Annotated in this window: 20 protein-coding genes; 15 read left to right on the forward strand and 5 right to left on the reverse strand. The window is 34.3% G+C overall.

Annotation, left to right across the window (positions count from 1 at the left end):
• The first annotated feature begins 98 nt into the window (after positions 1–98).
• Positions 99–1415: a nucleotide sugar dehydrogenase gene (locus G532_RS0113450; RefSeq protein WP_027965262.1), complete on the forward strand. Its 1317-nt coding sequence runs from the start codon at positions 99–101 to the stop codon at positions 1413–1415.
• A 46-nt stretch (positions 1416–1461) separates the two neighbouring features.
• On the opposite strand, the gene G532_RS0113455 is transcribed toward G532_RS0113450, so the two are convergent.
• Together G532_RS0113455 and G532_RS0113460 are read right to left on the reverse strand one after the other, a co-directional pair.
• Positions 1462–2787 (reverse strand): sugar-transfer associated ATP-grasp domain-containing protein, encoded by a 1326-nt coding sequence (locus G532_RS0113455; RefSeq protein ID WP_027965263.1) that lies wholly within the window; start codon positions 2785–2787, stop codon positions 1462–1464.
• Between the two features lie 293 nt (positions 2788–3080).
• Positions 3081–4115: an LCP family protein gene (locus G532_RS0113460; RefSeq protein ID WP_027965264.1), complete on the reverse strand. Its 1035-nt coding sequence runs from the start codon at positions 4113–4115 to the stop codon at positions 3081–3083.
• A gap of 161 nt (positions 4116–4276) precedes the next feature.
• On the opposite strand from G532_RS0113460, the gene G532_RS0113465 reads away from it, so the two are divergent.
• Together G532_RS0113465 and G532_RS0113470 are read left to right on the forward strand one after the other, a co-directional pair.
• Positions 4277–5359, forward strand: coding sequence for a glycosyltransferase family 4 protein (locus G532_RS0113465; RefSeq protein WP_027965265.1), 1083 nt, complete (start codon positions 4277–4279; stop codon positions 5357–5359).
• 194 nt (positions 5360–5553) lie between these two features.
• The gene (locus G532_RS0113470; protein WP_051189187.1) at positions 5554–6585 is read left to right on the forward strand and encodes a dipeptidase; all 1032 of its coding nucleotides are present in this window, start codon (positions 5554–5556) and stop codon (positions 6583–6585) included.
• A gap of 101 nt (positions 6586–6686) precedes the next feature.
• Here G532_RS0113470 and G532_RS0113475 read toward each other — a convergent pair whose 3' ends face one another.
• From G532_RS0113475 to G532_RS0113485, 3 genes are all read right to left on the reverse strand, one after another.
• Positions 6687–7457: a tyrosine-protein phosphatase gene (locus G532_RS0113475; protein ID WP_027965267.1), complete on the reverse strand. Its 771-nt coding sequence runs from the start codon at positions 7455–7457 to the stop codon at positions 6687–6689.
• A gap of 79 nt (positions 7458–7536) precedes the next feature.
• Positions 7537–8232, reverse strand: a complete 696-nt coding sequence (locus G532_RS0113480) for a CpsD/CapB family tyrosine-protein kinase (RefSeq protein WP_027965268.1) — start codon at positions 8230–8232, stop codon at positions 7537–7539.
• A 12-nt stretch (positions 8233–8244) separates the two neighbouring features.
• On the reverse strand, positions 8245–8955 hold the full coding sequence (locus tag G532_RS0113485; protein WP_027965269.1) for a YveK family protein: 711 nt from the start codon (positions 8953–8955) through the stop codon (positions 8245–8247).
• A 313-nt stretch (positions 8956–9268) separates the two neighbouring features.
• Between G532_RS0113485 and G532_RS0113490 the strand changes: the two genes are divergently transcribed.
• The 12 genes from G532_RS0113490 (at position 9269) to G532_RS0113545 (ending at position 23062) form a co-directional block, all read left to right on the forward strand.
• Positions 9269–11092: a polysaccharide biosynthesis protein gene (locus G532_RS0113490; RefSeq protein WP_027965270.1), complete on the forward strand. Its 1824-nt coding sequence runs from the start codon at positions 9269–9271 to the stop codon at positions 11090–11092.
• 12 nt (positions 11093–11104) lie between these two features.
• Positions 11105–11992, forward strand: a complete 888-nt coding sequence (gene galU, locus G532_RS0113495) for a UTP--glucose-1-phosphate uridylyltransferase GalU (protein WP_027965271.1) — start codon at positions 11105–11107, stop codon at positions 11990–11992.
• A 40-nt stretch (positions 11993–12032) separates the two neighbouring features.
• Positions 12033–13271: an oligosaccharide flippase family protein gene (locus tag G532_RS0113500; RefSeq protein WP_027965272.1), complete on the forward strand. Its 1239-nt coding sequence runs from the start codon at positions 12033–12035 to the stop codon at positions 13269–13271.
• Complete coding sequence (locus G532_RS0113505) at positions 13268–14419, forward strand: glycosyltransferase (RefSeq protein WP_027965273.1); 1152 nt, start codon at positions 13268–13270, stop codon at positions 14417–14419. The genes G532_RS0113500 and G532_RS0113505 overlap by 4 nt, the downstream gene beginning before the upstream one ends.
• The gene (locus tag G532_RS0113510; RefSeq protein ID WP_027965274.1) at positions 14394–15701 is read left to right on the forward strand and encodes an O-antigen ligase family protein; all 1308 of its coding nucleotides are present in this window, start codon (positions 14394–14396) and stop codon (positions 15699–15701) included. Before G532_RS0113505 ends, G532_RS0113510 begins: the two co-directional genes overlap by 26 nt.
• Positions 15631–16722, forward strand: a complete 1092-nt coding sequence (locus G532_RS0113515) for a glycosyltransferase family 4 protein (RefSeq protein ID WP_027965275.1) — start codon at positions 15631–15633, stop codon at positions 16720–16722. Before G532_RS0113510 ends, G532_RS0113515 begins: the two co-directional genes overlap by 71 nt.
• A gap of 3 nt (positions 16723–16725) precedes the next feature.
• The gene (locus G532_RS0113520) at positions 16726–17226 is read left to right on the forward strand and encodes an acyltransferase (RefSeq protein WP_027965276.1); all 501 of its coding nucleotides are present in this window, start codon (positions 16726–16728) and stop codon (positions 17224–17226) included.
• Between the two features lie 308 nt (positions 17227–17534).
• Entirely contained in the window at positions 17535–18527 is a 993-nt protein-coding gene (locus G532_RS0113525; protein ID WP_027965277.1) for a hypothetical protein, read from the forward strand.
• Positions 18460–19128: a sugar transferase gene (locus G532_RS0113530; RefSeq protein ID WP_211220366.1), complete on the forward strand. Its 669-nt coding sequence runs from the start codon at positions 18460–18462 to the stop codon at positions 19126–19128. The genes G532_RS0113525 and G532_RS0113530 overlap by 68 nt, the downstream gene beginning before the upstream one ends.
• A 16-nt stretch (positions 19129–19144) precedes the next feature.
• Positions 19145–20164 carry an NAD-dependent epimerase gene (locus G532_RS0113535; RefSeq protein WP_027965279.1) on the forward strand — a complete coding sequence of 340 codons (1020 nt, stop codon included), beginning with the start codon at positions 19145–19147 and terminating at the stop codon, positions 20162–20164.
• Positions 20164–21327 (forward strand): nucleotide sugar dehydrogenase, encoded by a 1164-nt coding sequence (locus tag G532_RS0113540; RefSeq protein ID WP_027965280.1) that lies wholly within the window; start codon positions 20164–20166, stop codon positions 21325–21327. Before G532_RS0113535 ends, G532_RS0113540 begins: the two co-directional genes overlap by 1 nt.
• A gap of 22 nt (positions 21328–21349) precedes the next feature.
• The gene (locus G532_RS0113545; RefSeq protein WP_027965281.1) at positions 21350–23062 is read left to right on the forward strand and encodes a phospho-sugar mutase; all 1713 of its coding nucleotides are present in this window, start codon (positions 21350–21352) and stop codon (positions 23060–23062) included.
• Positions 23063–23203 lie beyond the last annotated feature (141 nt).

Genomic DNA, 23203 nt, shown 5'->3' on the forward strand with positions numbered 1-23203 from the left:
TGGGTCACTTTTTTTTGGTTTAGAAGAGAATGGATGAAAAATTTTTGCGAAATCTGTATAATACAAGATATGTTAACTAATGAAAGTAGGTATACAGGATGAAATTGTTTGAACAAATTAAAGCAGGTAATGAAAAGATATCTATAATTGGACTAGGGTACGTAGGTCTTCCTTTAGCAATTGAACTCGCAAAGCACTATAATGTAGTTGGCTTAGATGTAAATGCCGATAAAATTAAGAAGTATAAAGATGGATACGATATTACGAAAGAAGTTGGAGATGAGGCTGTCCAAAATACTTCGATGCAGTTTACAGACAAGCCTGAGGATATTCAGTCATGTAAGTTTCATATAGTATCTGTTCCAACGCCGATTAACTCGGACAAAACTCCGGATTTAAACCCAGTAATTGGAGCGAGCAGAACAATCGGACAGAACTTGACGAAAGACTCTATCGTAGTTTACGAATCAACAGTGTACCCAGGGACTACGGAAGAAGTCTGTATCCCGATTCTAGAAGAAGAGTCTGGTTTGAAGTTCGGAGAGGATTTCAAAGTAGGTTATTCCCCAGAAAGAATCAATCCTGGCGATAAAGAGAACACATTGACCAAAATTATCAAGATTGTGTCGGGTTCCGATGCGGAAGCCCTGAAAGAGATTTCTGCTCTATATGCGTCGATTATTGAAGCTGGAGTGCATGAGGCTGAATCCATTAAAGTTGCAGAAGCGGCTAAAGTGATTGAAAACTCTCAACGTGACATAAATATCGCGTTTATGAACGAGCTATCAATGGTGTTTGATCGTATGAACATTCCAACGAAAGCTGTCCTCGAAGCAGCCGGCACAAAGTGGAATTTCTTGAAGTTTTCACCGGGCTTAGTTGGTGGCCACTGTATAGGAGTCGACCCGTATTACTTCACATATAAAGCAGAGCAACTCGGATATCACTCTCAGATCATTTTGTCAGGTCGTAAAATAAATGACGGCATGGGGAAACATGTCGCATCTAGTACGATTAAGAAAATGATCCAAGCAGGCCAAAATCTAACCGAAGCAAAAGTGGCTGTCCTCGGTGTGACATTTAAAGAAAATTGCCAGGATGTGCGTAATACAAAAATTATCGATATCATTAAAGAGTTAAGAGAATACAACTTGAATGTCGTTGCTCACGATCCAGAAGCAGATGCAGAAGATTTCAAACGCGAATACGGAATCGAACTCGTATCAGAACAAGAGTTGGATGAATTGGATGCAGCGGTTATAGCAGTAGGCCACAAACAATTTAAAGAAAACCTAACGATAGAGAAACTGAACGGCTTCTACAAAGCATCCGATCAAAAAGTACTGATCGATGTCAAAGAACTACTCGATCGCAAAAAATGTGAACAAGACGGCTTCTATTATTGGAGCTTATAAAGAGGAAAGGGTGGCTTAGGCCGCCCTTTTTCATTTGGATTCAGATTTAATGATTCCGTTTTATAATCTTTTTTAAAACTCTAAGTGGTGAGGTTAATCGCCAACTAATGCTTGATCTCAAATACTCGTTCTGTAATTTAACCGAATTTAACTCGTTCATAATACCTGCATTTTTATTAGTCAGCTTTTTATTCTTCTTCTTAAGTTTTCTAGTTTGATTCTTATACGATTCAATAGAATTTTTTAACTCATCAATTTCACTAGATTGGCGTTTAATAGTTCTTTGAGGAATTTCAGTTGGACCGATTGTGTTAATAGCATTAATACGTTTTAAAATATCAATAGTAAGATTGCCAAATAAGGGCTTTTGAGTTGTAAGTTGATATAACCAAGTTGCACCAAAGAAATTGGATTCAATAAATACTGGTTCTCCCTCTTTATCAATTGTAATGTCCCAGGATATAAAATCATGATGAAGAATCCTTTTATGAAGAGACTTTGCAAAAGAAATGCATTTATCATAATTGGGTATTTGTTTTAAATCGCTAAATGAAAAGTCTGTAGATGGGTGTTTATAGTAAACTTTTGCATTCTTATCTAATGCGAATTCATAAAAGCTTCCATCATCATTCACCCCAATACAGACGCCACCTCCTCCAGCATTGTCCTTAACATTGTTATTAGTACCGAATCTAGCAAAAGTTAATAAATGATGGATTATACCATCCCATCTTAAAGTAACAATTCTTAGTGTATTTACAGAATTAGGATGTGGCTCGGCTAATACTGGATGCTGTGAGATCAGCTCTTGAATAATATAGTTTTTATTGTAAATTCGATCTATATCGTTAATTGTATAATCTTTTTCATTCAGATAAAGGATTCCATTCTTTATGGTTAATTTCTCTATTCCTTCTCCGTCATCTGTTTGACTAGGTTTAATTATATATTCAGCATCTTCCTTTAATAATAGATTAGCTGCCTCCTCCTTAATTAATGGTGAATCACTAGAATTAAAGAACCTTCCATTAATATTCTTAATGATAGGAGATGGAGTTTTGTCTTTTTCAATTAAGTTATTGTATAAGTTCTTATCACTATAAGCACTCACCATATTCATGTCATTTAAATATGGGATGATTTTTTTGCGCATAACGTCATGAGGGACTACCCAAGGATCACGTTTATTGGTTAAATTATAAAAAGCGACTGGTAAAGAAGGTTCTACATCAAAACTTAAGTGGTCCTTCCAGAATGATTTCACCTCATTAATGAACACGTAATCAAGGCTTTCTAACAACCCTGCTTCCTTATAACGTTTGAATCTACCTTGCTTTGTCTTAAAACCTAATTCATTATAATTATGCTCCACGTTTTGAACACATCCTCATCCAGATTTACATAATTATTTTATCATAAGAAATAATATCATTATAATTTAATTTAGCTTTCTATTGCGCAAAAAAATTGAGGCGATTATAGATTGGGTAGAGCGTCTTTTGCCGGCACAGCAACCCGATATACCGGTGAACCACAGCCCGAATCAGGTGAAAGAATGCTTATGCCGGCATTGAGTGCTGGATGCAGGCAAACGACGAACTTCTAAAATCCCATGAAGATACAAAAAAGCCACGACACTCTCAAAAGTGGCATGGCCTCATGAATTTAATAACTATTATTAGCTTCTTCATCTTCAGAAGTAATCACATCTGCATCATGTTCAACATGTGTACTATCTTCCAGTTGCAAGTGTTCTTTAAGTTCGCTACGAGCATTTTCTAGTGATTCATCTCGAGCGATTTGAAAACTTACACCATCGATCATTTCGTGGTAGGTATCAAGCTCGACGGTTTCCATATTGTCGCGATCAAAGTTATTTAGATTACGAAACATTGGAATACCTTCTGACACTTTCACATTGGTGGTTACATGATCGCCAATTACTTTACTTATGTCATCAACCTTCGTAACGGTTTGGAATGACATTGCTTCATCTGCTAGTGCTTTCATGAATTCTTGTTGGCGGTCGACACGTCCGAGATCACCACGAGGGTCTTCCTTACGCATTCTTACATAAGCGAGGGCTTCCTCACCATTTACGTGTTGTTCCCCTTCAAAAAATTCTACGTAGTAAGAGTTTGGTGCCATGGTTTTCTGTTCGAAGTCAAAGGGTACATTAACAGTAACTCCACCTAGAACGTCAACCATTTCTATAAATGCGTCAAAGTTTACAGATGCGTAATAATCAATTGGTATATCAAGAAATCCTTCAACAGTATTAATCGTCATTTCTTTTTCCCCGTATGCATACGCGTGATTAATTTTATCTCTACGATCCATGCCAACGAAATCAACTAACGTGTCACGTGGAATACTTAGTATTTTAGATGACTGTTCTTCCGGGTCAAACGTAACAACCATTAATGTATCTGTGCGACCAGTTTGGCCTTCTGACTCATAATCTTCCACACCCATAATCAAAATGGAAAATGGATCGGAACTAATGGAGACGGCTTCATCTCGCAGTTCTGATTTCTCTCGTCCGTCTAAATCATCGTATGAATTGTTTGCTGCTTGCAGTGTTTGGTATATTAAATAAGAACCGAACCCAATGACAACTAAAAATACAGCCAAGGCTGAAAATAGAATTCTCCGGTTTCTTCTTTTTTTTCGTTGTTTCTTTAATTCTGTTCGGCGCATATGCTTCCCCTTTTAAAACATAATAATAACTCTATAAATTATAAAGTTTTTTGAAAGAAAAGGCAATCAATTTCAGACAATTATCGCCGTGATTTTTATTTATTTACAAGTATTTCTGTGCTAAGATGGTGGGGTATAGACTAAGAACTGAGGGATTCTGAATGGATTATTCAACACTAATTGGCGGTTTTTTTATCGCGTTAGTTGTTTCAATTATAGCTACACCTTTTATGAGAAAGTTAGCATTTAAATATAAAATAGTGGATTGTCCCGATGAACGGAAAATTCACGAGACAGAAAAACCATATTTAGGCGGAGTAGCAATTTTTATTGGTGTTACTGCTGCTTACTTAATCTTTTGGCCAACACATGAGCATCAACTAGCGATTATCGTTGGAGCGCTGATTATGCTGATGACCGGTTTATTTGATGATCTTGTAAACCTCAGACCAGTATACAAACTGGCTGGTCAGAGTGCAGCGGCTTTAATTATAGTGTCGTCTGGTTTACTGATTGAAAGAATCAATATTCCCTTATTTGGAGAAATAGAACTTAATAATTTAAGTATAATCATTACGTTTATTTGGATATTAGCTGTGTCGAACGCAATAAACTTAATCGATGGATTGGACGGGCTTGCTGCTGGGGTAACAAGCATTGCACTAACAAGTATTCTTGCGATGTCGATCATTGACGGCCATATGGCAGCAGCCTTTTTATGTGCGATTTTAATTGGAGCAAATGTAGGGTTTCTATATTTCAACTTCAATCCAGCCAAAATATATATGGGCGACTCAGGCTCCTTATTTCTAGGGTATGCTGTCGCGATTATCTCCATGCTCGGCTTATTTAAAAACGTAGCACTATTCAGTTTCGTCTTACCTGTACTCGTGATCGCCGTCCCAATTGTAGACACAACATTTACAATCATACGAAGACTTCGAAGTGGTGAGAGCATCATGCAGCCAGACCGCAAGCATTTTCACCATCAACTTATCGATGCAGGTTTGACTCACCGTGGCGCCGTAGTCATTATTTATATCTTCAGTGCCATGTTCGGTGTGTTATCGGTGTTATTAGGTTATTCCACATTAGGTGCGACAGTCTTATTCGCCTTCATTACTGCATTACTAATCCACATCATTGCTGAAATCGTAGGAATGGTGGGTGGAGGAAAACAGCCGGTACTTAATGCGATTAAGAAAGTATCGAAGCCACCGAATCAACGACCGAAGAAACGGTAGATATAAAGGTTGAATCTATCTAATGAAGTAACAATCTCTAAACTGTGAATACCTGAAGAAAATCCAGTCCTAGTGACTGGATTTTTTAATTATATAAAATAAGTGAAAGCTTTCCTTTCATGTGACCGCCCTCTCAAGGTATGGTATCATGGTTTGCAAAATTAGTTATATGTTCAATCAAAGGGGATGGTAGATTGAAAGATTTAGTTAATGAAATTCATGAAGAAGCTTTTATTATTGATGCTCATTTCGATTTGCTTTTTGATGTGGTAAAACAGCGGGAGACAGGTCGGACAAAGGTCATTGAAACCGACCACGTACCGAATTTTAGAAAGAGCGGCTTTAATTTGATTATTTCTTCTATTTTTGTAGATGATGCATTTAATCCTGAAATGGTTCTTCATAAGGCTTTAAATCAGGTGAGTGCCTTATACGCGGAAATCGATGAGTCGCCTGATGAAATCATGCTGTGCAAGAGTTATGAAGATGTGATGGAAGCCAAGCGAACTGGAAAAGTTGGTATTATGCTCTCTTTTGAAGGTGTCGAACCTCTTTATAACGATTTGTCATTATTGCGTGTTTTTTATGAGTTAGGTGTTAGGTTCGTTGGTTTAACATGGAGTCGTCGTAACTTCGCTGCTGATGGTTGTCATTTTACGATGGAGGAAGAGGATCGTGGTGGAGGGCTGACAAAGTTTGGTGAAGCTTTAGTTACAGAAGCGGAGCGACTCGGAATGATTATAGATGTAACGCATATTAATGACCGCGGTTTTGAGGACGTGTTTAGGTTTAACAATGGTACGATTATAGCTTCACATTCAGATGCGCGAGAAGTTACTGAAACCCCGAGGAATTTGACAGACAATCAGTTGAAGAGGATTGCTAGCAGAGGCGGCGTAGCAGGAATTAACGTTGTGAGTCTGATTGCTTCTGGAGATGCCAACAAGGGGGATGTTAATATATTGGTCGATCATATTGAACACATGAAAAAAACAGTCGGGATCGATTATATTGGACTAGGACTTGATTGTTGTGATGCACTTTACAAATACTTAACTGATGCAATGCTAAATCAAATGGAAGATAGACCATTTGATATTATTAGCCATGCTGAATTGAAGACGTTGACAGAGAAGTTGTTGGAGAGAGGGTTTGAAAAAGAAGAGATCATCCAAATATATGGTGGAAATTACTTGAGAGTGTATGGAGAAGTACTGAGGGGGTAACTTTAGAAAACCCTCGCTTAGCCCAAAAGCGATGGGAGTATATCCCACCAAACAAACAAAAAAGGCCGGTCATCTCCATGATGACCGACCTTTTACATTCCTTAAAAAATCCCTAATAACTTTTTTTTCTTCACTTCCACTGGTGGATCTACAATCACTTGCTCATTGTTCATAACTAACTCTGCGTTTTCTTGTAGGATGTCAGTTAGTTCTTGGCCGAAGCGATCTGTAATCACATCGTATGCTTCTTTCATGTGAAAACTACGTCCGCCTGTTGAGCGGTGCGCATCAGAGGCGATAAAGTGAACTAAATTAGACTCTAACAGTTGAAAACTAAAGTTTTGAATCTTCTTCCCGAAAACTCCGGCAACACTAGAAGCAGTTAGCTGAGTCAACGATCCGCGCTTTACGAATTCAAATAATAAGTGCGAATGCTTTAAGAAAGCGCCATTTCGTTCTGGATGAACGATAATAGGTTTCACTTGATTCATCTGTAAATCAAATAACGTATGTTTGGAAAACCTTGGTACGGAACTAGAAGGAAACTCTATTAAAGCATAGTTGGTATTTCCTCCAAGCGTCATGGCTGTATCATTATGTAAGTGTTCAATTGCTTCTCCGTTAATACGGATTTCCTGCCCGGGTAATACAGTTAAAGGAATTAGTTCTTTCTCGATTGCTTTTTGAAGTTTTTTTACTTCTTTTACGACGAGCTCTTGTTCGTTTTCATATCTTCCGTTTAAATGGTGAGGAGTAGCATAGATGGTTGAGATTCCTGCTTCTACCGCAGCTCTTGCCATGTCTAAACTATCTTCCATTGTTTGAGCGCCATCATCGACACCAGGTAAGATATGACTGTGTATGTCGATCATCTTACTCCTCCTTTCAAAAATTATAAAAAACCACATGGTAATCATACCATGTGGTTCATAAAATGCAAGGTAGCTTTCATTAATTTCCGTAATAATAGAAATACTCGCCTTCTTTGGTATCTTTGTCATTTAGGACAACACCTAGGACGTTCGCCTTCGCTTGAACTAATAATTCTTTTGCACGAGAAGCGGCATCTTTTTCCGTTTTCTTACTACGAACAACTAGTAAAACTCCATCTGTATGGTTAGCTAATACTTGAGAATCCGTAACAGCTAAAACAGGTGGCGAGTCGAAAATAACCATATCATAGCTTTCTTTTGCAGTGTCAATCAACTTTTGCATCGAACGAGAACCTAATAACTCAGAAGGATTTGGTGGAACAGGTCCACATGGTAATATATCTAAGTTATCCACTTTTGAATTCGTAACGCAATCTTCAAGTGTATGTTCCCCAATCAACAAATTACTCAAGCCAAATGTATTATTGATTCGAAAAGTATAGTGTACAGTTGGCTTACGTAAATCGGCGTCAATAAGTAGGACACTCTTACCTTGTTGCGCAAATGCTACGGCCAGATTCGCTGTTGTTAAACTCTTCCCTTCAGAAGGGCTACTTGATGTAATGACGATCGAACGCAATTCTGTATCAACTGCGGAGAATTGCAAGTTCGTTCGTAATGTTCTGTATTGTTCAGAAATAGGTGATTTTGGTTCTTCGTGTGTGATTAACTGACGTTGGTGATTCACACGTTGTACAGTATTCTTTCTTGCCATAGGTAACCCTCCTTATCGGTTTCTTTTTGATGAATACGATTCACGATCTGTTTGGAATGTCGAAATAACACCCATAACAGGTAAGTCTAAAGCCTTCTCAATATCTTCTTCATTCTTAATGGACGTATCAAGATATTCTAGTAGAAATGCTAAACCAATACCAATCATTAATCCTAACACTAACGCAATCGCAACATTCAAAGTGGGATTAGGACTAACCTGTGATGGGTTAGCGTCATGAGCAGCTTCGGATAACACTCCAACATTATCTACATTCATATAATTAGGGATGTCTTCACGAAATACATCCACTGTTGTATTTGCGATCTCAACTGCTAAAGCATGATCAGCGTCTACTACTTGTACGTTAACTACCTGTGAATTCTCAGCGTTACTAACATTGATTTTATTAGCTAATTGACCACTACTCATTTCCAACCCTAACTCTTCAACAACAACATTTAAAATTGCAGGACTCTGCAGTACTACGTTATATGTATTAATCAATTCAACGTTCGTCCGTATATCACCTTGTGTAATTTGTTGTTCTGATTGAACTTCTTCGTTGACGATAAATTGTGAATTTGCTTCATATTGAGGAGTCATCACAAAAGTAGTTACAATAAAACTGATCAACATAGCAGTAATCGTAATTAAAATAATAAGATTAAGGCGTTTTTTAATTATCTGCCAAATCTCTTGAAGTGAAATTGTTTCTTCCATTCCCTTTCCCCCGATAGACTTATATTTTGATAAATACCGACAATAGTATACCATAAATTACAATTAAACAGAAAATGAATTTGATTTTTTCCAATATAGGGAGTATTATCATATATATTAGAAGAACATTTTTATACAAATATTCTTATAAAAAAATGACGAAATATGTTGTTTGTATGCGTCTAGTCTGATAGTATTATTTCCAGTCGAATATTTCCAAGGAAAAATAAGAGAAAACAGCGTCGAATACAACAAACTTGGAATTAGGCACTACATTAAAATACATAGATAGAAAAAGAAAAGGATGTTCAGATTGACATACCAGAAGAGATTGACCAGCTTAATAGCCTTAGACACGCTGATTGTGCTATCGTCCATCTACTTAAGTTCGTTTATTCTCTACAACACATTCTCAACCAATTCAAACGCCATTATAGCCACTTCTATTATTCTACTCATTACACACCACTTTCTAGCACTTTATTTTGGTTTATATCGTAAAGCTTGGGAATATGCTAGTATCGGAGAATTAGTTGCCATTTTTAATGTGGTTACGATTTCTGTAGCTGTTGCCGCAGTATTTCAGTATACAGCATACGGGAATTTATTCCTAAGAGCGATGGCAGTCACTTGGATGCTTCATATCTTGTTAATTGGAGGGTCTCGTTTCGCTTGGCGTGTATTTAGAGACCAATTATTGGGTTCGATTAAGGGACAGAAGCGGACATTGATTATAGGTGCAGGTGCAGCAGGCGCAATCGTAACTCGTCAACTAATGCAGAGCACCGAGAGTGAATTACGCCCTGTTGCTTTCTTAGATGACGATAAAACTAAAGAGAAAATGCAAATCCATGGGGTTCCAGTTGTAGGTAAACTGAAGCATTTAAAAGAAGTTGCTGAGAACCATGAAATAGAACATATCATTATTGCAATTCCGTCCCTTGGAAGAGATGACTTAAACCGAGTTTACAGTAAATGTGCTGAAGTAAAAGTGAAAACACAAATCATCCCTAAATTTGAGGACTTAGCTACTGGAAAAGTATCAACGAGTCAGATAAGAGATGTGGAAGTGGAAGACTTGCTTGGACGAGACCCAGTTGAACTAGATATTGAAGGGATTTCAAGTTATATCACAGACAAAACAGTTCTTATCACTGGTGCGGGTGGTTCAATTGGCTCGGAAATTTGCAAGCAAATTGCGACATTTGAACCAGAGCATATCATTTTATTAGGTCATGGTGAAAATAGCATTTATCATATTCATCGTTATTTACTAGCACGTTACCATCGCCGTTATGAAATCACACCGGTGATTGCAGATGTCCAAGATCGTGATCGTATTATGGAAGTAATGCAAGAATATAAACCAGATGTTGTCTATCATGCGGCAGCTCATAAACATGTACCATTAATGGAGTTTAACCCAAGAGAAGCAGTTAAAAACAATGTGTTTGGTACGAAGAATGTAGCAGAAGCTTCAGATAATGCTGGAGTTGATAGTTTTGTACTCGTTTCTACAGATAAAGCCGTAAATCCCACAAACGTAATGGGAGCAACAAAGCGTGTGGCAGAAATGATTGTACAAAACATGGCCCAAAAGAGCAAAACGAAATTTATTGCCGTAAGATTTGGCAATGTACTAGGAAGTCGTGGAAGTGTTATCCCATTATTTAAGGATCAAATTCGTAAAGGTGGACCAGTTACGGTAACACATCCAGAAATGACTCGTTATTTCATGACGATTCCAGAAGCTAGTCAACTCGTTATCCAGGCTGGTTCGATTGCTCGTGGTGGAGAAATATTTGTATTAGACATGGGTGAACCAGTTAAGATTGTGGATCTAGCGAAAAACTTGATCAGGTTATCAGGCTATTCATTAGAAGAAATAGATATAGAATATTCTGGAATTAGACCTGGGGAAAAGATGTATGAGGAGTTACTAGGGGAAGATGAAATTTCTAAGAAACAAGTTTTCCCTAAAATTCATATTGGAAAAAGCACTCATGAAAATGTTGCATCGATTCACGATGATATTAGTAACCTGAAGGAAATTGAAGTCAATCACTTAAAAGATGAACTTTTTGAACTTATAAATACAGAAAAAAAAGACAAACAACAAGTCAGCGAATTAGCATAGGGGGATTCACTAGTGAGTAAAGTGAAAAAAGCAATTATACCAGCAGCAGGATTAGGGACACGATTCCTTCCTGCTACAAAAGCATTACCAAAGGAAATGCTACCAATCGTAGATAAACCAACCATTCAATATATTGTAGAGGAAGCAATTGAATCTGGTATTGAAGATATAATTATTGTTACAGGTAAAGGTAAGAGAGCGATTGAAGATCATTTTGATCGTTCATATGAACTAGAAGATACACTAGAAGCAAAAGGAAAAGACGATATTTTAGCTAAGGTAAATCAGTCCTCAAACGTCGATTTACACTATATTCGTCAAAAGGAACCTAAAGGACTTGGTCATGCTGTTTGGACTGCCCGAAAATTCATTGGAAATGAGCCCTTTGCGGTTTTACTTGGTGACGATATTGTCCGAGCTGAAACACCAGGACTTAAACAGTTAATAAATGAATATGACAAAACAGAAAAATCCATTATTGGTGTTCAAACGGTACCTGATGGGGAAACGAATCGATACGGAATTATTGATCCATTAAAACAAGATGGGCGACTTTATCAAGTCAATAATTTTGTTGAGAAACCAGAACTCGGTCAAGAACCTTCCAATTTGGCTATCATGGGTAGGTATATTTTAAATCCAGAAATAATGGACTTCCTTGGGGAGCACAAAATTGGTGCTGGCAATGAGATTCAGTTAACTGATGCTATCCAAATGCTTAATGAGTTACAATCTGTATTTGCATATGATTTTGAAGGTAGACGTTATGATGTTGGAGAGATTAATGGATTCTTAAAGACTATGATTGAGATGTCATTGGAAAGAGATGATCTAAAAGATGAAATTTTAAGTTTTATGGATAAAATTGTGAGTTCAAATTATTATAACGTTTCTAATTAATGGAAAAATCTAAAGAATAAGCATGCGGAGTGTAAAAAATTTGAACTTGGAAGGTATAAAGATCGGTAATAGCTTTTATGCAATCTTAGGTAATTTAATGTTAGCTTTTTCACAATGGTTTATTATTTGGGGAATTGCTAGGACGTCTAGTTTAGAAATGTTAGGTATATATACATTTAGTGTAGCAATATGTGCACCTTTAATTTTGTTTTCTTCACTACAAATGAGGAATGTATATGTAACAGATGCAAAAGATGAAAACTCAATTAATGAATACTTAGTTACAAGACTTCTAACATCTATATTCAGTTTAGTACCTATAACTCTTATTATGATTAGTTTACAATTGGATAAATTAGAAATTCAATTATTGTATCTAGTATTCTTTTTGTACACCTTAGATTCGATTTCTGATATATTTTACGGGGTCTTTCAAAAAGTCAATTTAATGAAATACCTTGCAACTTCACAAATTTTAAGAGCAGCTATATTAATATTATCACTCTTAATCTATTATCTATTAGATATCAGTATAATAGTATTTTTAACTTTACTTGTATTCACCACAGCTATGCGTGTTATGTTTTATGATTTGAAAAAGGCAAAAAAAATAGAACAGATTAATGTTAATTCAGTTTCTATTGAGAAGATAAAAGGGATTTTGATTTTATCTTTACCTTTGGGTGTTGTGTCCTTATTAGTATCATTAAATATACAAATACCTCGTTATTATTTAGAATATTTCACTACAATAGAGCAAGTTGGAATATTTGCAGCTATATTCCAACTTGCTAATATTGGATTGATTTTGGTGAATTCGATAGGGCAGTTAGTCGCACCAAAGTTGGCGTTATATTTTAAAGATAATATAAAAAAATTTGTTAAGTTTTCACTTATAACAATGATCCTCATCAGTATATTTTCTGGAATAATTTTACTTATAGTTTATTTATTTGGCAATAATATTATTCATATTATCTATGGATCGAATTTTTCTGATGCCGGGAATATTTTTTTTGTAATAATGTTAGCCACATCAGTAGGTTATCTAAGTACAATTTTAGGAATTATTACTACAACTACTAGGAATTTTTCAAAACAATATATTTATACTTATATATCTTTTTTTTCAACGTTGATCTTTGGATGGTTTTTAATACCTATTTATGGTTTGGAAGGAGCAGCATATACTTTAATGATTTCATATATGCTTAAAATATTTTTTAACATCAAAGTCTTATATAAAATTATTATTACTAAGAGGGAAGGGTTATCTTGAAGATTGTACATATATTACCTTTATATAAAAGAGCAGGAGCAGAGGTTTTATTTATTAATAACCTTGTAAACCATAATAAAAATAATAAATTCGAAAATTATGTAATTGGTCTTGGTATATCTGAAGAGTTTAAGTTTTTATTGCAAGACCAAAATATTAAATATATAGATATAGGGAAAAATAAAAAACAATATATACCTAATTTATTCAAAATATTGAATTTTATAAAGTCAAATAAAGCTGATGTTATTTATGGACAAAACTTGAGCGGAAATATTTTGGCTACATTTCTGGGTAAATTCATGCTAAAGAAGAAAGTTATTTGTCATGAACGTGGAGGGGCTTGGTTAATACGCAAACCCGTTTCCAAAATATTAGTAAAATTTTGGGTTCTTTTTTCCGACAAGATATTTTGCAATTCTAATGCTTCGAAAAGAATTTTAGAGTTGAAATATGGAGCTGACAAAAATAAAATAAAAATTATACACAATGGGGCGTATATGCCAAATTCAACAGTTAAAGATGTAAATAAAAAGAAAAAAATAGTATTTGTAGGTAGACTGGAAAAATTAAAGTCTCCAGCAACTGTAATAGAAGTGATAAATATTTTGAAAAAGGAACACGGTATCAAGTACGAGTGTGACATTATTGGTGATGGCCCTTTGAAGAAAGAACTTGAAAGTTTAAAAAACAGCTATGAGTTGGACAATATCAGGTTATTAGGAAGTGTTAATAACGTAAAGGATTATTTGGAAGATGCAAGGTACATGATACTTCCATCAATAAGGGAACCCTTTGGTAATGTATTAGTTGAATCAGCATTAAATAACGTTATACCTTTAGCAACTAAAATAGATGGAATCCCTGAAGTTGTAAAGGATGGAGAAACCGGTATTCTTTTTGAACCTCAAATTGCAATCTATGATAAAGACTTGCCTGAAGTAGTTTATAATCCTATGACTGATTCTTTAGTTAAACCCATGGAAATTGATCCATACTTGATAGTAAGAGAAATCTTAAATTTAGACAGCAATTTTTTGAAAAGAGAAGCCATCATTCAATCGGGTTATAAGCGAGCTTATGAGAATTTCACAATTTCTTCTTACAATGAGAGGTTAAATTATGCAATTGAACAGTGTTTTAAATAGTACTAAAACCAGCAAAGGATTTTTAATTGTATTAATTATAATTTTTACTGTAAACTTACGCTGGACACAAGAGAACTACTTAATAAACAATGGTACATTGCTTATTGTTTTGATGTTATCGTTAGCTCTAATAAAAAACATAATCAATTCAGATAAGAAGATTCACATTAATTTTTTATTACTATTACTTGGTATATTTGTTTATTATCTATATTTGTTTTTAATTAACAGTGTTTACACATTTGGTTATCAAGAATTTAATATCGAAAATAACATTCACTTACTCTCAATGTTAATAATTTCACTTGTATTTTTAATTTATATATATACACAAAATTTCTATAGATCTTTTTACTTTTTTTCAAAATTTATATTTTACTCTATGTCTATTTTATCTCTTTATGGAATTATAGTATTTATGTTTGGGAGTATCTCGCAAGAGGATAATATAGTTATTCAATCAATAAACCTGTTCGGATTCTCATTTAGCCAAGTACTAGTTGAAGGTAGAATGTCCTCTTTGGCAGGGAATTCGAACACTATGGGTAGTTGGCTGATGATATCGATATTATTATCAATATATTTGTATAAAAACAACAAATCTTCAAACTATTTAATTGGGATATTATTACAAATTATAGCTTTATATTTGAGTTTTTCTAGAACTTCTATTTTAGCACTGTTATTAGGGGTAATTGTACTTTTTGCCTTAGTTTTATTATATAAAAAGAAGTTATTAATTAAATTAAGGTTTATTATTTTTATTATAATACCATTAGCAATTTCCTCTGTGTGGATTGGAGCTATAACATTCAGCGATTTAACTGGAAGACAGGATTTTTGGTACTGGGGTATTACAGAGCTAATTAATTCAAACCCTATAATTGGTCAAGGATATGGATCTTCGGAGGCATTACTCAGGGGTTATGGATCTGACTCTACACTCCACAATTATTATTTAACTGTATTATATGAAGGTGGAATTTTAGGGCTAGCATTAATAGTTTTTATTTTATTAATGATTTACATAAACTTATATAAACTATTCAATAATGATGATTATATTTTTAGCAAAATAATAATATTTTCGATTTTTATAACAATTACTGTTCATCAGTTTTTTGAAACAACTATTTTCAACTTAACATTATTACATTTTTGTTGGTTAATAATAGTAACAAATATTTATAAAATAGGAGAAATCAGTCGTTATGAAAAAAATAGGTTTAATGGACGAAACTGTAGCGAATCTAAAAAGCGGACCAAAAGTATTTATGAGTAGATTAAGGAGTATAATTGATGAGAAAGGTAAATTTGATAACGAAAACTTTGACACCTGGATAAATTTATCATTTAAACCAATACCTAATTTTGTTAGAAATAAAAAGAGCGCTAGTGGTACAAAAATAGTTGTGAGATTTGATGGTATTTATAATATGAGGTTACTACCAAGCAATTCGCCTCTACCAAAAGCAATAATAAGTAAAATTAATAACTTATTCCTTTTATATAAAAATAATATACTAATTAAGAATTATAATTATGCTGACAAGGTGATATACCAAAGTGAATACTCAAAATTTTTAATAGAGGAATTTTTATTTAAAAGAAATAATATAGAAAGAAAAGAAAGTACAATCATTAAAAATGGAGTAGATTTAAAGCGATTTAAACCTAAAGAAAGAATAAAACAAAATGATGAATTAAACATACTAGTTTCTCATAGGATGGTTCCACCTAAGCGAGTACATTTAATTCCAGAAATATCTCGAGAGCTTAATTATATGGGAATTAATCATAAAATACATGTAGTGGGAAGTGGGGTAAAAAACCCATGGGATAAATTTATTGATACCGAACAACGTATTCAAAATAATATATTAAAAACAAATACCCAATCTAATTTTATTTTCCATGGTTATGTAGATCCAGATGAGTTACCACAATTTTATTCTGAATGCGATTTAATGTTAAATCTTTCATACGCCGATCCATGCCCTAACGTAGTTGTAGAAGCAATGGCTTGTGGTTTACCAGTGATAGCCCCAAATTCAGGAGGGATTAGAGAATTGGTACCATCCAAAGAATTGTTGGTTAATGAGTTTGATAACATAAACCCCAAGTGGGTTTCATGGAACTATAATGATTTGCCAATTATCGGGCCGAAATTGTATGCTGATAAAATTCAAAATGTAATGGCAAACCTAAGATTATATAAGGAACTAACTATCAAGAATGTTATAGAAGAACACGATATTGTAGAGGTCACTCAAAAATATATGACATTTGTAGAGGGAGACTAAGGAATGAAGCGAATTAAATCTTTAATAAAAACTTTTTTGTTAAATTTTTACAAGAACAAAGGTGTAGAAATTGGTGAGAACACTGAAATTATGGGATTTCCTAAATTCGGCCCAGAGCCGTATTTAATCAAGTTGGGTGAAAATGTAACTATATCAAGTAATGTTACATTTTTAACACATGATGGTGCTACCAGAGTGTTAAATTATGGTGAAAAAAAATATATGAAATTTGGATATATTATAATAGACAATAACTGTTTTATTGGCGCTAACGCAATACTAATGCCGGGTATACATATTGGTGAAAATGCAATTATTGGTGCTGGATCAGTAGTAACTAAAGATGTGCCAATGAATGCAATAGTAGCAGGAAATCCTGCAAAAGTTATCTCTAATATTCAAAAGTTTGAAGATAAAATGAATAGTTTAGAATTGAAATTGGATTACAAAAAAATGAAATTAAACAAAAAAGAGTATTTAATTAAACATGTAATGAAGAGTTAGATAATCTATATATAAGTCGAACATGAGATAATGCAAAAATATTGAAATTTTATTTAATGTTTTTTTACATTACCTTATCTGTAAATTTAATTCCATTTTAAATTCAGCATATTTAAACAAACACTTTTCTTTAGATGGTTGTGATTAATGTTGATGTTTGTTTAATAAACTAAACTTAAAAATCTAAGCTATTTATTAGTAAGTTATGAATTTTGTTTTGGATAAATGTCGAATTAAAATTGGTAATAATGAGTATTGTACTTATCTTTCACTAAACATAGAAAAATAAATACAAACCGGAGGTACAAATGGATATTAATAGAATAAAAGAAGAAATAGATTTAAATGACTTTATACAAATTAATACAACATCAAGGAAATCGGAAGAGTTTAAAATTCTACCCCAAAAAGTTATTGGCGGGAAGACAATACATTGTTTTTTAATTACCTCAGAGATTCATCTTAAAAAAATATTAGAAACTTTTGATGGTTTGGTAGAAAAGTTTTTTATAGATGTTGAACGCAAGCAAGAATTAAATTTAGCTACTTTAGCAAAAAAATATGTAAAAAAAACTAATATTATTTATATAAAAACTAATGATTTAACAGTTGAATCTACAGATATATTAGTAAGCAACTATTTTAAAAATGAGATTTTTGGAAAAAAAATTTTGATATATGGTTACGGAAATATTGCCAGTAAGGTTGCCCTCAGATTAGCTGAAAAAGGATGTAATGTATATATAACTGGTAGAAATATTGAGAGAATAGAAACTATTATAGAAGGTCTTAATTGTATATTACCTAAATATAATAATACCAAGATTAGTAGATTTCAAAATCTTGAAATCTATGAAAATACCTTCGATGCTTTAATATCTTTCGTTTCAGTAGACAATGTCATAACATCTGACTATGTAAAATTATTAAAAAATAATTCAATATCTCTGGATGGAGGAATTAATAACTTTAGTGATAATTTCATAAGTGAATGTTTAAAAGAAAACAAATATTTATTGCGTTTAGACGTAAGAGTTGCGTCTAATTATTTATTTTTAAGTACTCATAAAGATGTAAAATATTTTTTTAACAAAGTGATTGGAAGAAAATATTTAAATGGATTAAGTGCAGTTGCTGGCGGTGTTTTAGGTGAAGAGGGAGAAATAGTTTTAAATAATATAGATAATCCAACACAGGTTATTGGAATAGCAAATGGGATAGGTGGTCTAAAGGATGAGGCAGAATTCGATCAAAGGGATAAACAAAAAGTTAATGAAGCCCAAAAATGGTTTATTAATTAAAAAAAAAGTTCTTGACATTTTTTTAAGTTTATTAATTATAGTAATAATCAGTCCTATTCTAATTTTGATGTCGCTCATTGTTTTTATAGTTGATGGAAAGCCAATTATGTTTAAACAGGATAGGGTTGGCATTAATGAAGAAATTTTTAAAGTGTATAAATTTCGAACAATGAAGAGAATTAATGAACAGCAGAAAGAAAACAATTATGATTATGAGTGGGAAGAAGGTGTTCCTTCTAGTTTCGTATTTAAGTCCTCCTCCAGTAATCCGAACATTACAAAAAGTGGATATTTTATGAGGAAATATAGTATAGATGAGTTACCTCAATTCTTCAATGTTTTAAAAGGTGAAATGTCTATTGTAGGACCAAGACCAGAGATTCCGGATCTAACTAAATACTATAATCATTACCAAAAACAAAGATTATTAGTAAAGCCTGGCATAACAGGGTTAGCACAAGTCCGAGGAAGGTCTGAAATTTCACATGGTGAAAAAATTGAATATGATTTAGAATACATTAGAAACATGAATATAAAAAGGGATTTAAGGATTGTATACAGTACAATAATTCAAGCTATTTTTGGAAAAGGATCATTTTAAAGAGGATGTGTATAATTTGACTATTCTTATTACCGGTGCATCAGGTTTTATTGGTATGCATCTATCGAAAAGATTATTGGAAATGGAATACAATGTAGTTGGTTATGACAATATTAATAATTATTATAACCCAATGTTAAAAAAGTCGAGATTAGATGAGTTAAATAAATATGAAAACTTTAATTTTTATAAAGCTGATTTGATAAATTATAATACACTAGAAAGTGTGTTCAACAAATATGGTGATATAAATGTTGTAATCAATCTCGCCGCACAAGCAGGCGTTCGTTACAGCATTGAAAAACCACAAGCATATATTGACTCAAATCTTAAGGGATTTGGTAATATCTTAGAAGCTTGCAGAAATTATGATGTAAAACACTTGATTTATGCATCCTCAAGTTCGGTTTACGGGGCTAATACAAAGATGCCATTTTCTACAAAGGATGAAGTGGATCACCCTGTTAGTCTTTATGCTGCAACAAAAAAATCAAATGAGTTAATGGCTCATTCCTATAGCCATTTATATGGAATACCAACAACTGGTCTTCGGTTCTTTACCGTCTATGGTCCATACGGTCGACCAGATATGGCTTATTATTCTTTTACTAAAGACATTATTGAAGGCAATACGATTAAGATCTTTAATAATGGAGAGATGATGCGTGATTTTACGTACATAGATGATATTGTAGATGGTATTGTAAGATTAATCGATCAACCACCACAGCCAGACCCGGATTGGGACCGTGAAAATCCAACTCCTGAATCTAGTTATGCACCATATAAGATTTATAATATAGGTAACAATCAACCAGTTAAGTTAATGGATTTTATTGAAACTTTAGAAAAGCATATAGGTAAAAAAGCTAAGAAAGAGTACCTACCAATGCAACCAGGTGATGTACAAGCAACCTATGCGGATATTGATGATTTAACAGAAGCGACTGGTTTTAAACCAACAACTACAATTGATGAAGGCTTGAAGAAGTTTGTTGATTGGTACATGGACTATTATAAAGTAGGTGGAAAATAATGAAAATAACCATCGCAGGAACAGGCTACGTCGGCTTATCCAACGCCGTACTTTTAGCCCAACACAACGAAGTAACAGCACTAGATATCATTCAAGAAAAAGTAGACTTAATCAATAACAAAAAATCTCCAATTCAAGATGATGAAATTGAGCGGTTTTTAGTTGAAAAAGAGTTGAACTTAAAAGCCACCACTGACCAAAAAGAAGCACTTTCAAGCGCGGAATACGTAATTATTTCTACTCCAACGAACTACGAACCAGAATCCGGTTATTTTGATACAAGTACGGTGGAGACTGTCATTGAAAATACAATGAAGTATAATTCTGATGCAGTCATGATTATTAAATCAACGATTCCAGTAGGTTTCACAGAAGAAATGCGTAAACGTTATGAAACGGACCGCATTATCTTTTCTCCTGAGTTTCTAAGAGAAGGGCAAGCGCTATACGATAATTTATATCCTTCTCGTATTATTGTAGGAGAAAAATCTGAACGAGCTGAAGTCTTCGCTAATCTTCTGGCTGAAGGTGCAATCAAAGAAGATATACCTATCCTATTCACACATTCGACAGAAGCAGAGGCAATCAAATTATTCGCGAACACGTATTTAGCTATGCGTGTATCCTTCTTTAATGAATTGGATACGTATACAGAAGTAGAAGGACTTAACACAAAACAAATCGTAGAGGGCGTTAGTCTCGATCCACGTATTGGCAACCATTACAATAACCCTTCCTTTGGGTATGGCGGCTACTGTCTACCAAAAGACACAAAACAATTACGTGCAAACTTCGAAGGGATTCCTAACGATATAATAAGTGCCATCGTCGACTCCAATAGTACACGTATGACACATGTTGCGAATCAAATTATGAATCGTGGACCTAAAGTTGTCGGTATTTATCGATTAACCATGAAAACAGATTCAGATAACTTTAGACAATCAGCGATTCAAGGTGTGATTGAACGTTTACCAGAAGGTGTAGAGATTGTGATTTATGAACCATCCTTAGAAGAAGAGACATTCGATGGTTACCGAGTCATAAATCAATTCGATACTTTCGCAAGCGAAGCAGAAGTCATTGTTGCGAACCGTTTGTCAGATGAACTTGATCGCGTCAAAGAAAAAGTGTACACAAGAGATCTTTATAGTCGGGACTAATTATGAAGCAAAGAGGGATAACATGAACTGGCAAGATTCTTATAACAGATGGAATCAATTTGATGCGTTAGAACCGAACCTTAAGCAAAATCTAGTAGAAATCAAAGAAGATACGAATCGTTTAGAAGATGCCTTTTATCAAACATTAGCTTTTGGGACAGGTGGTATGCGGGGAATCCTAGGTGCAGGTACGAATCGTATGAACATTTATACCGTTCGTAAGGCCGCAAAAGGGATTGCAACTTATCTAGAATCAAAAGGGCAAGCATGGAAGAAGCGTGGAGTAGTCGTTGCTTATGACTGTAGACATATGTCTGAGGAGTTTGCGCTTGAAACAGCTAAAGCATTAGGTGTACATGATATCCCTACTTATGTATTTACGTCTTTAAGACCAACTCCTGAGTTGTCTTTTGCTGTGCGTCATTTAGGGTCGGCGGTTGGGGTCATGATTACTGCAAGCCATAACCCACCTGAGTACAACGGGTATAAAGTGTATAACGAAACTGGTGGGCAAATGCCACCGGAACAAGCGGACCTGCTAATCGGTTATGTGAATGAAGTGGAAGATGAACTACAAGTGGAAGTATTAAAAGAAGAAGCTTTACAAGAAAAGGGCTTATTAACATGGATTGACGAGTCTGTTGACGAAGCTTACTTAGAAGCTATTAAAAAAGTTACCCTTCAGTCTAATATAATCGCTTCTGAATCTGATTTTCAAATCGTGTTTTCTCCATTACATGGAACGGCGGAAGGTCTAACTCAAAAAGCACTTAAACAGGCTGGATTTAAGCATGTCCATACAGTGGAAGTGCAAGCAAATGCTGATCCAGAGTTCTCTACAGTGGAATCTCCTAATCCTGAAGAGCACCAAGCTTTTGAATTGGTAATGGATAAGGGAGAAGCTACAAGTGCAGATGTGTTAATAGCAACAGATCCGGACGCAGATCGTTTAGGTGTAGCAGCGATCAATACAAAAGGAGATTATCAAGTATTAACAGGAAATCAATTAGGAGCTTTACTACTTGATTACTTATTAACACATCGTGAAAGTGTACCTGTTAACGGAATGATGATTAAAACAATCGTTACTTCTGAGCTAGGTAAAGCTATTGCAGAGTATCATGGGATAAAGTCGATGGATGTATTGACTGGCTTTAAATATATTAGTGAAAAGATTGAGTCATTCGAACAAACTGGAGAGCATACCTTTCTATTTGGTTACGAAGAGAGCTATGGCTTTTTAATTGAGCCATTTTCAAGAGATAAAGATGCCATCCAAGCTACTGTTCTCGCCTGCGAAATGGGCGCTTACTGGAAGTCGGAAGGCAAGACTTTGTTCGAAGCGTTGGATGCACTATTTGACCAACATGGTGTCTACTTAGAAGACTTGCACTCCATGAAATTAGAAGGATTAGACGGGGCGAAACAAATCCAGAACATCATGGAAGACTTCCGCTGTAAACCAGTTAATAATGTTAAAGGACTAAAGCTAGAAGCAGTAGAAGACTATCTAATTGGCAAACGCACATGGATGCAATCAGGTGAATCAGAAGAAATAGGTTTACCATCAGCAAACGTGGTTAAATTTAAGTTATCCGATGATTGCTGGTGCTGCTTACGACCATCTGGAACAGAGCCGAAGATCAAGTTTTACTTTGGAGTTCGTGGGGATGATCGGAAACAGGCAGAAGAGCGGTTGGAGAAGTTGAAGAGTAGTGTTTTAGAAAGACTTTAAGACAATATTTTATAAATTTAAAGTTACTTCTGTAAAGGAGTATCTTTTTTTGTGCTTAAATATGTCAGATTTCATTATGTTGAGTCTAAAGTCATGGTAATCTTTCTATAAATACATACAGTTAAACTAATTTATGGAAGG

Source organism: Halalkalibacillus halophilus DSM 18494, from assembly GCF_000423105.1.
GTDB lineage: Bacteria > Bacillota > Bacilli > Bacillales > Alkalibacillaceae > Halalkalibacillus > Halalkalibacillus halophilus.

Bases quoted from the DNA above. Each gene is read 5' to 3' on its own strand.
- G532_RS0113450 (WP_027965262.1), top strand. From the start codon at position 99: ATGAAATTGTTTGAACAAATTAAAGCAGGTAATGAAAAGATATCTATA.
- G532_RS0113460 (WP_027965264.1), bottom strand. From the start codon at position 4,115: ATGCGCCGAACAGAATTAAAGAAACAACGAAAAAAAAGAAGAAACCGG.
- G532_RS0113465 (WP_027965265.1), top strand. From the start codon at position 4,277: ATGGATTATTCAACACTAATTGGCGGTTTTTTTATCGCGTTAGTTGTT.
- G532_RS0113475 (WP_027965267.1), bottom strand. From the start codon at position 7,457: ATGATCGACATACACAGTCATATCTTACCTGGTGTCGATGATGGCGCT.
- G532_RS0113480 (WP_027965268.1), bottom strand. From the start codon at position 8,232: ATGGCAAGAAAGAATACTGTACAACGTGTGAATCACCAACGTCAGTTA.
- G532_RS0113485 (WP_027965269.1), bottom strand. From the start codon at position 8,955: ATGGAAGAAACAATTTCACTTCAAGAGATTTGGCAGATAATTAAAAAA.
- G532_RS0113510 (WP_027965274.1), top strand. From the start codon at position 14,394: ATGCAATTGAACAGTGTTTTAAATAGTACTAAAACCAGCAAAGGATTT.
- G532_RS0113515 (WP_027965275.1), top strand. From the start codon at position 15,631: ATGAAAAAAATAGGTTTAATGGACGAAACTGTAGCGAATCTAAAAAGC.
- G532_RS0113520 (WP_027965276.1), top strand. From the start codon at position 16,726: ATGAAGCGAATTAAATCTTTAATAAAAACTTTTTTGTTAAATTTTTAC.
- G532_RS0113525 (WP_027965277.1), top strand. From the start codon at position 17,535: ATGGATATTAATAGAATAAAAGAAGAAATAGATTTAAATGACTTTATA.
- G532_RS0113530 (WP_211220366.1), top strand. From the start codon at position 18,460: ATGAGGCAGAATTCGATCAAAGGGATAAACAAAAAGTTAATGAAGCCC.
- G532_RS0113540 (WP_027965280.1), top strand. From the start codon at position 20,164: ATGAAAATAACCATCGCAGGAACAGGCTACGTCGGCTTATCCAACGCC.
- G532_RS0113545 (WP_027965281.1), top strand. From the start codon at position 21,350: ATGAACTGGCAAGATTCTTATAACAGATGGAATCAATTTGATGCGTTA.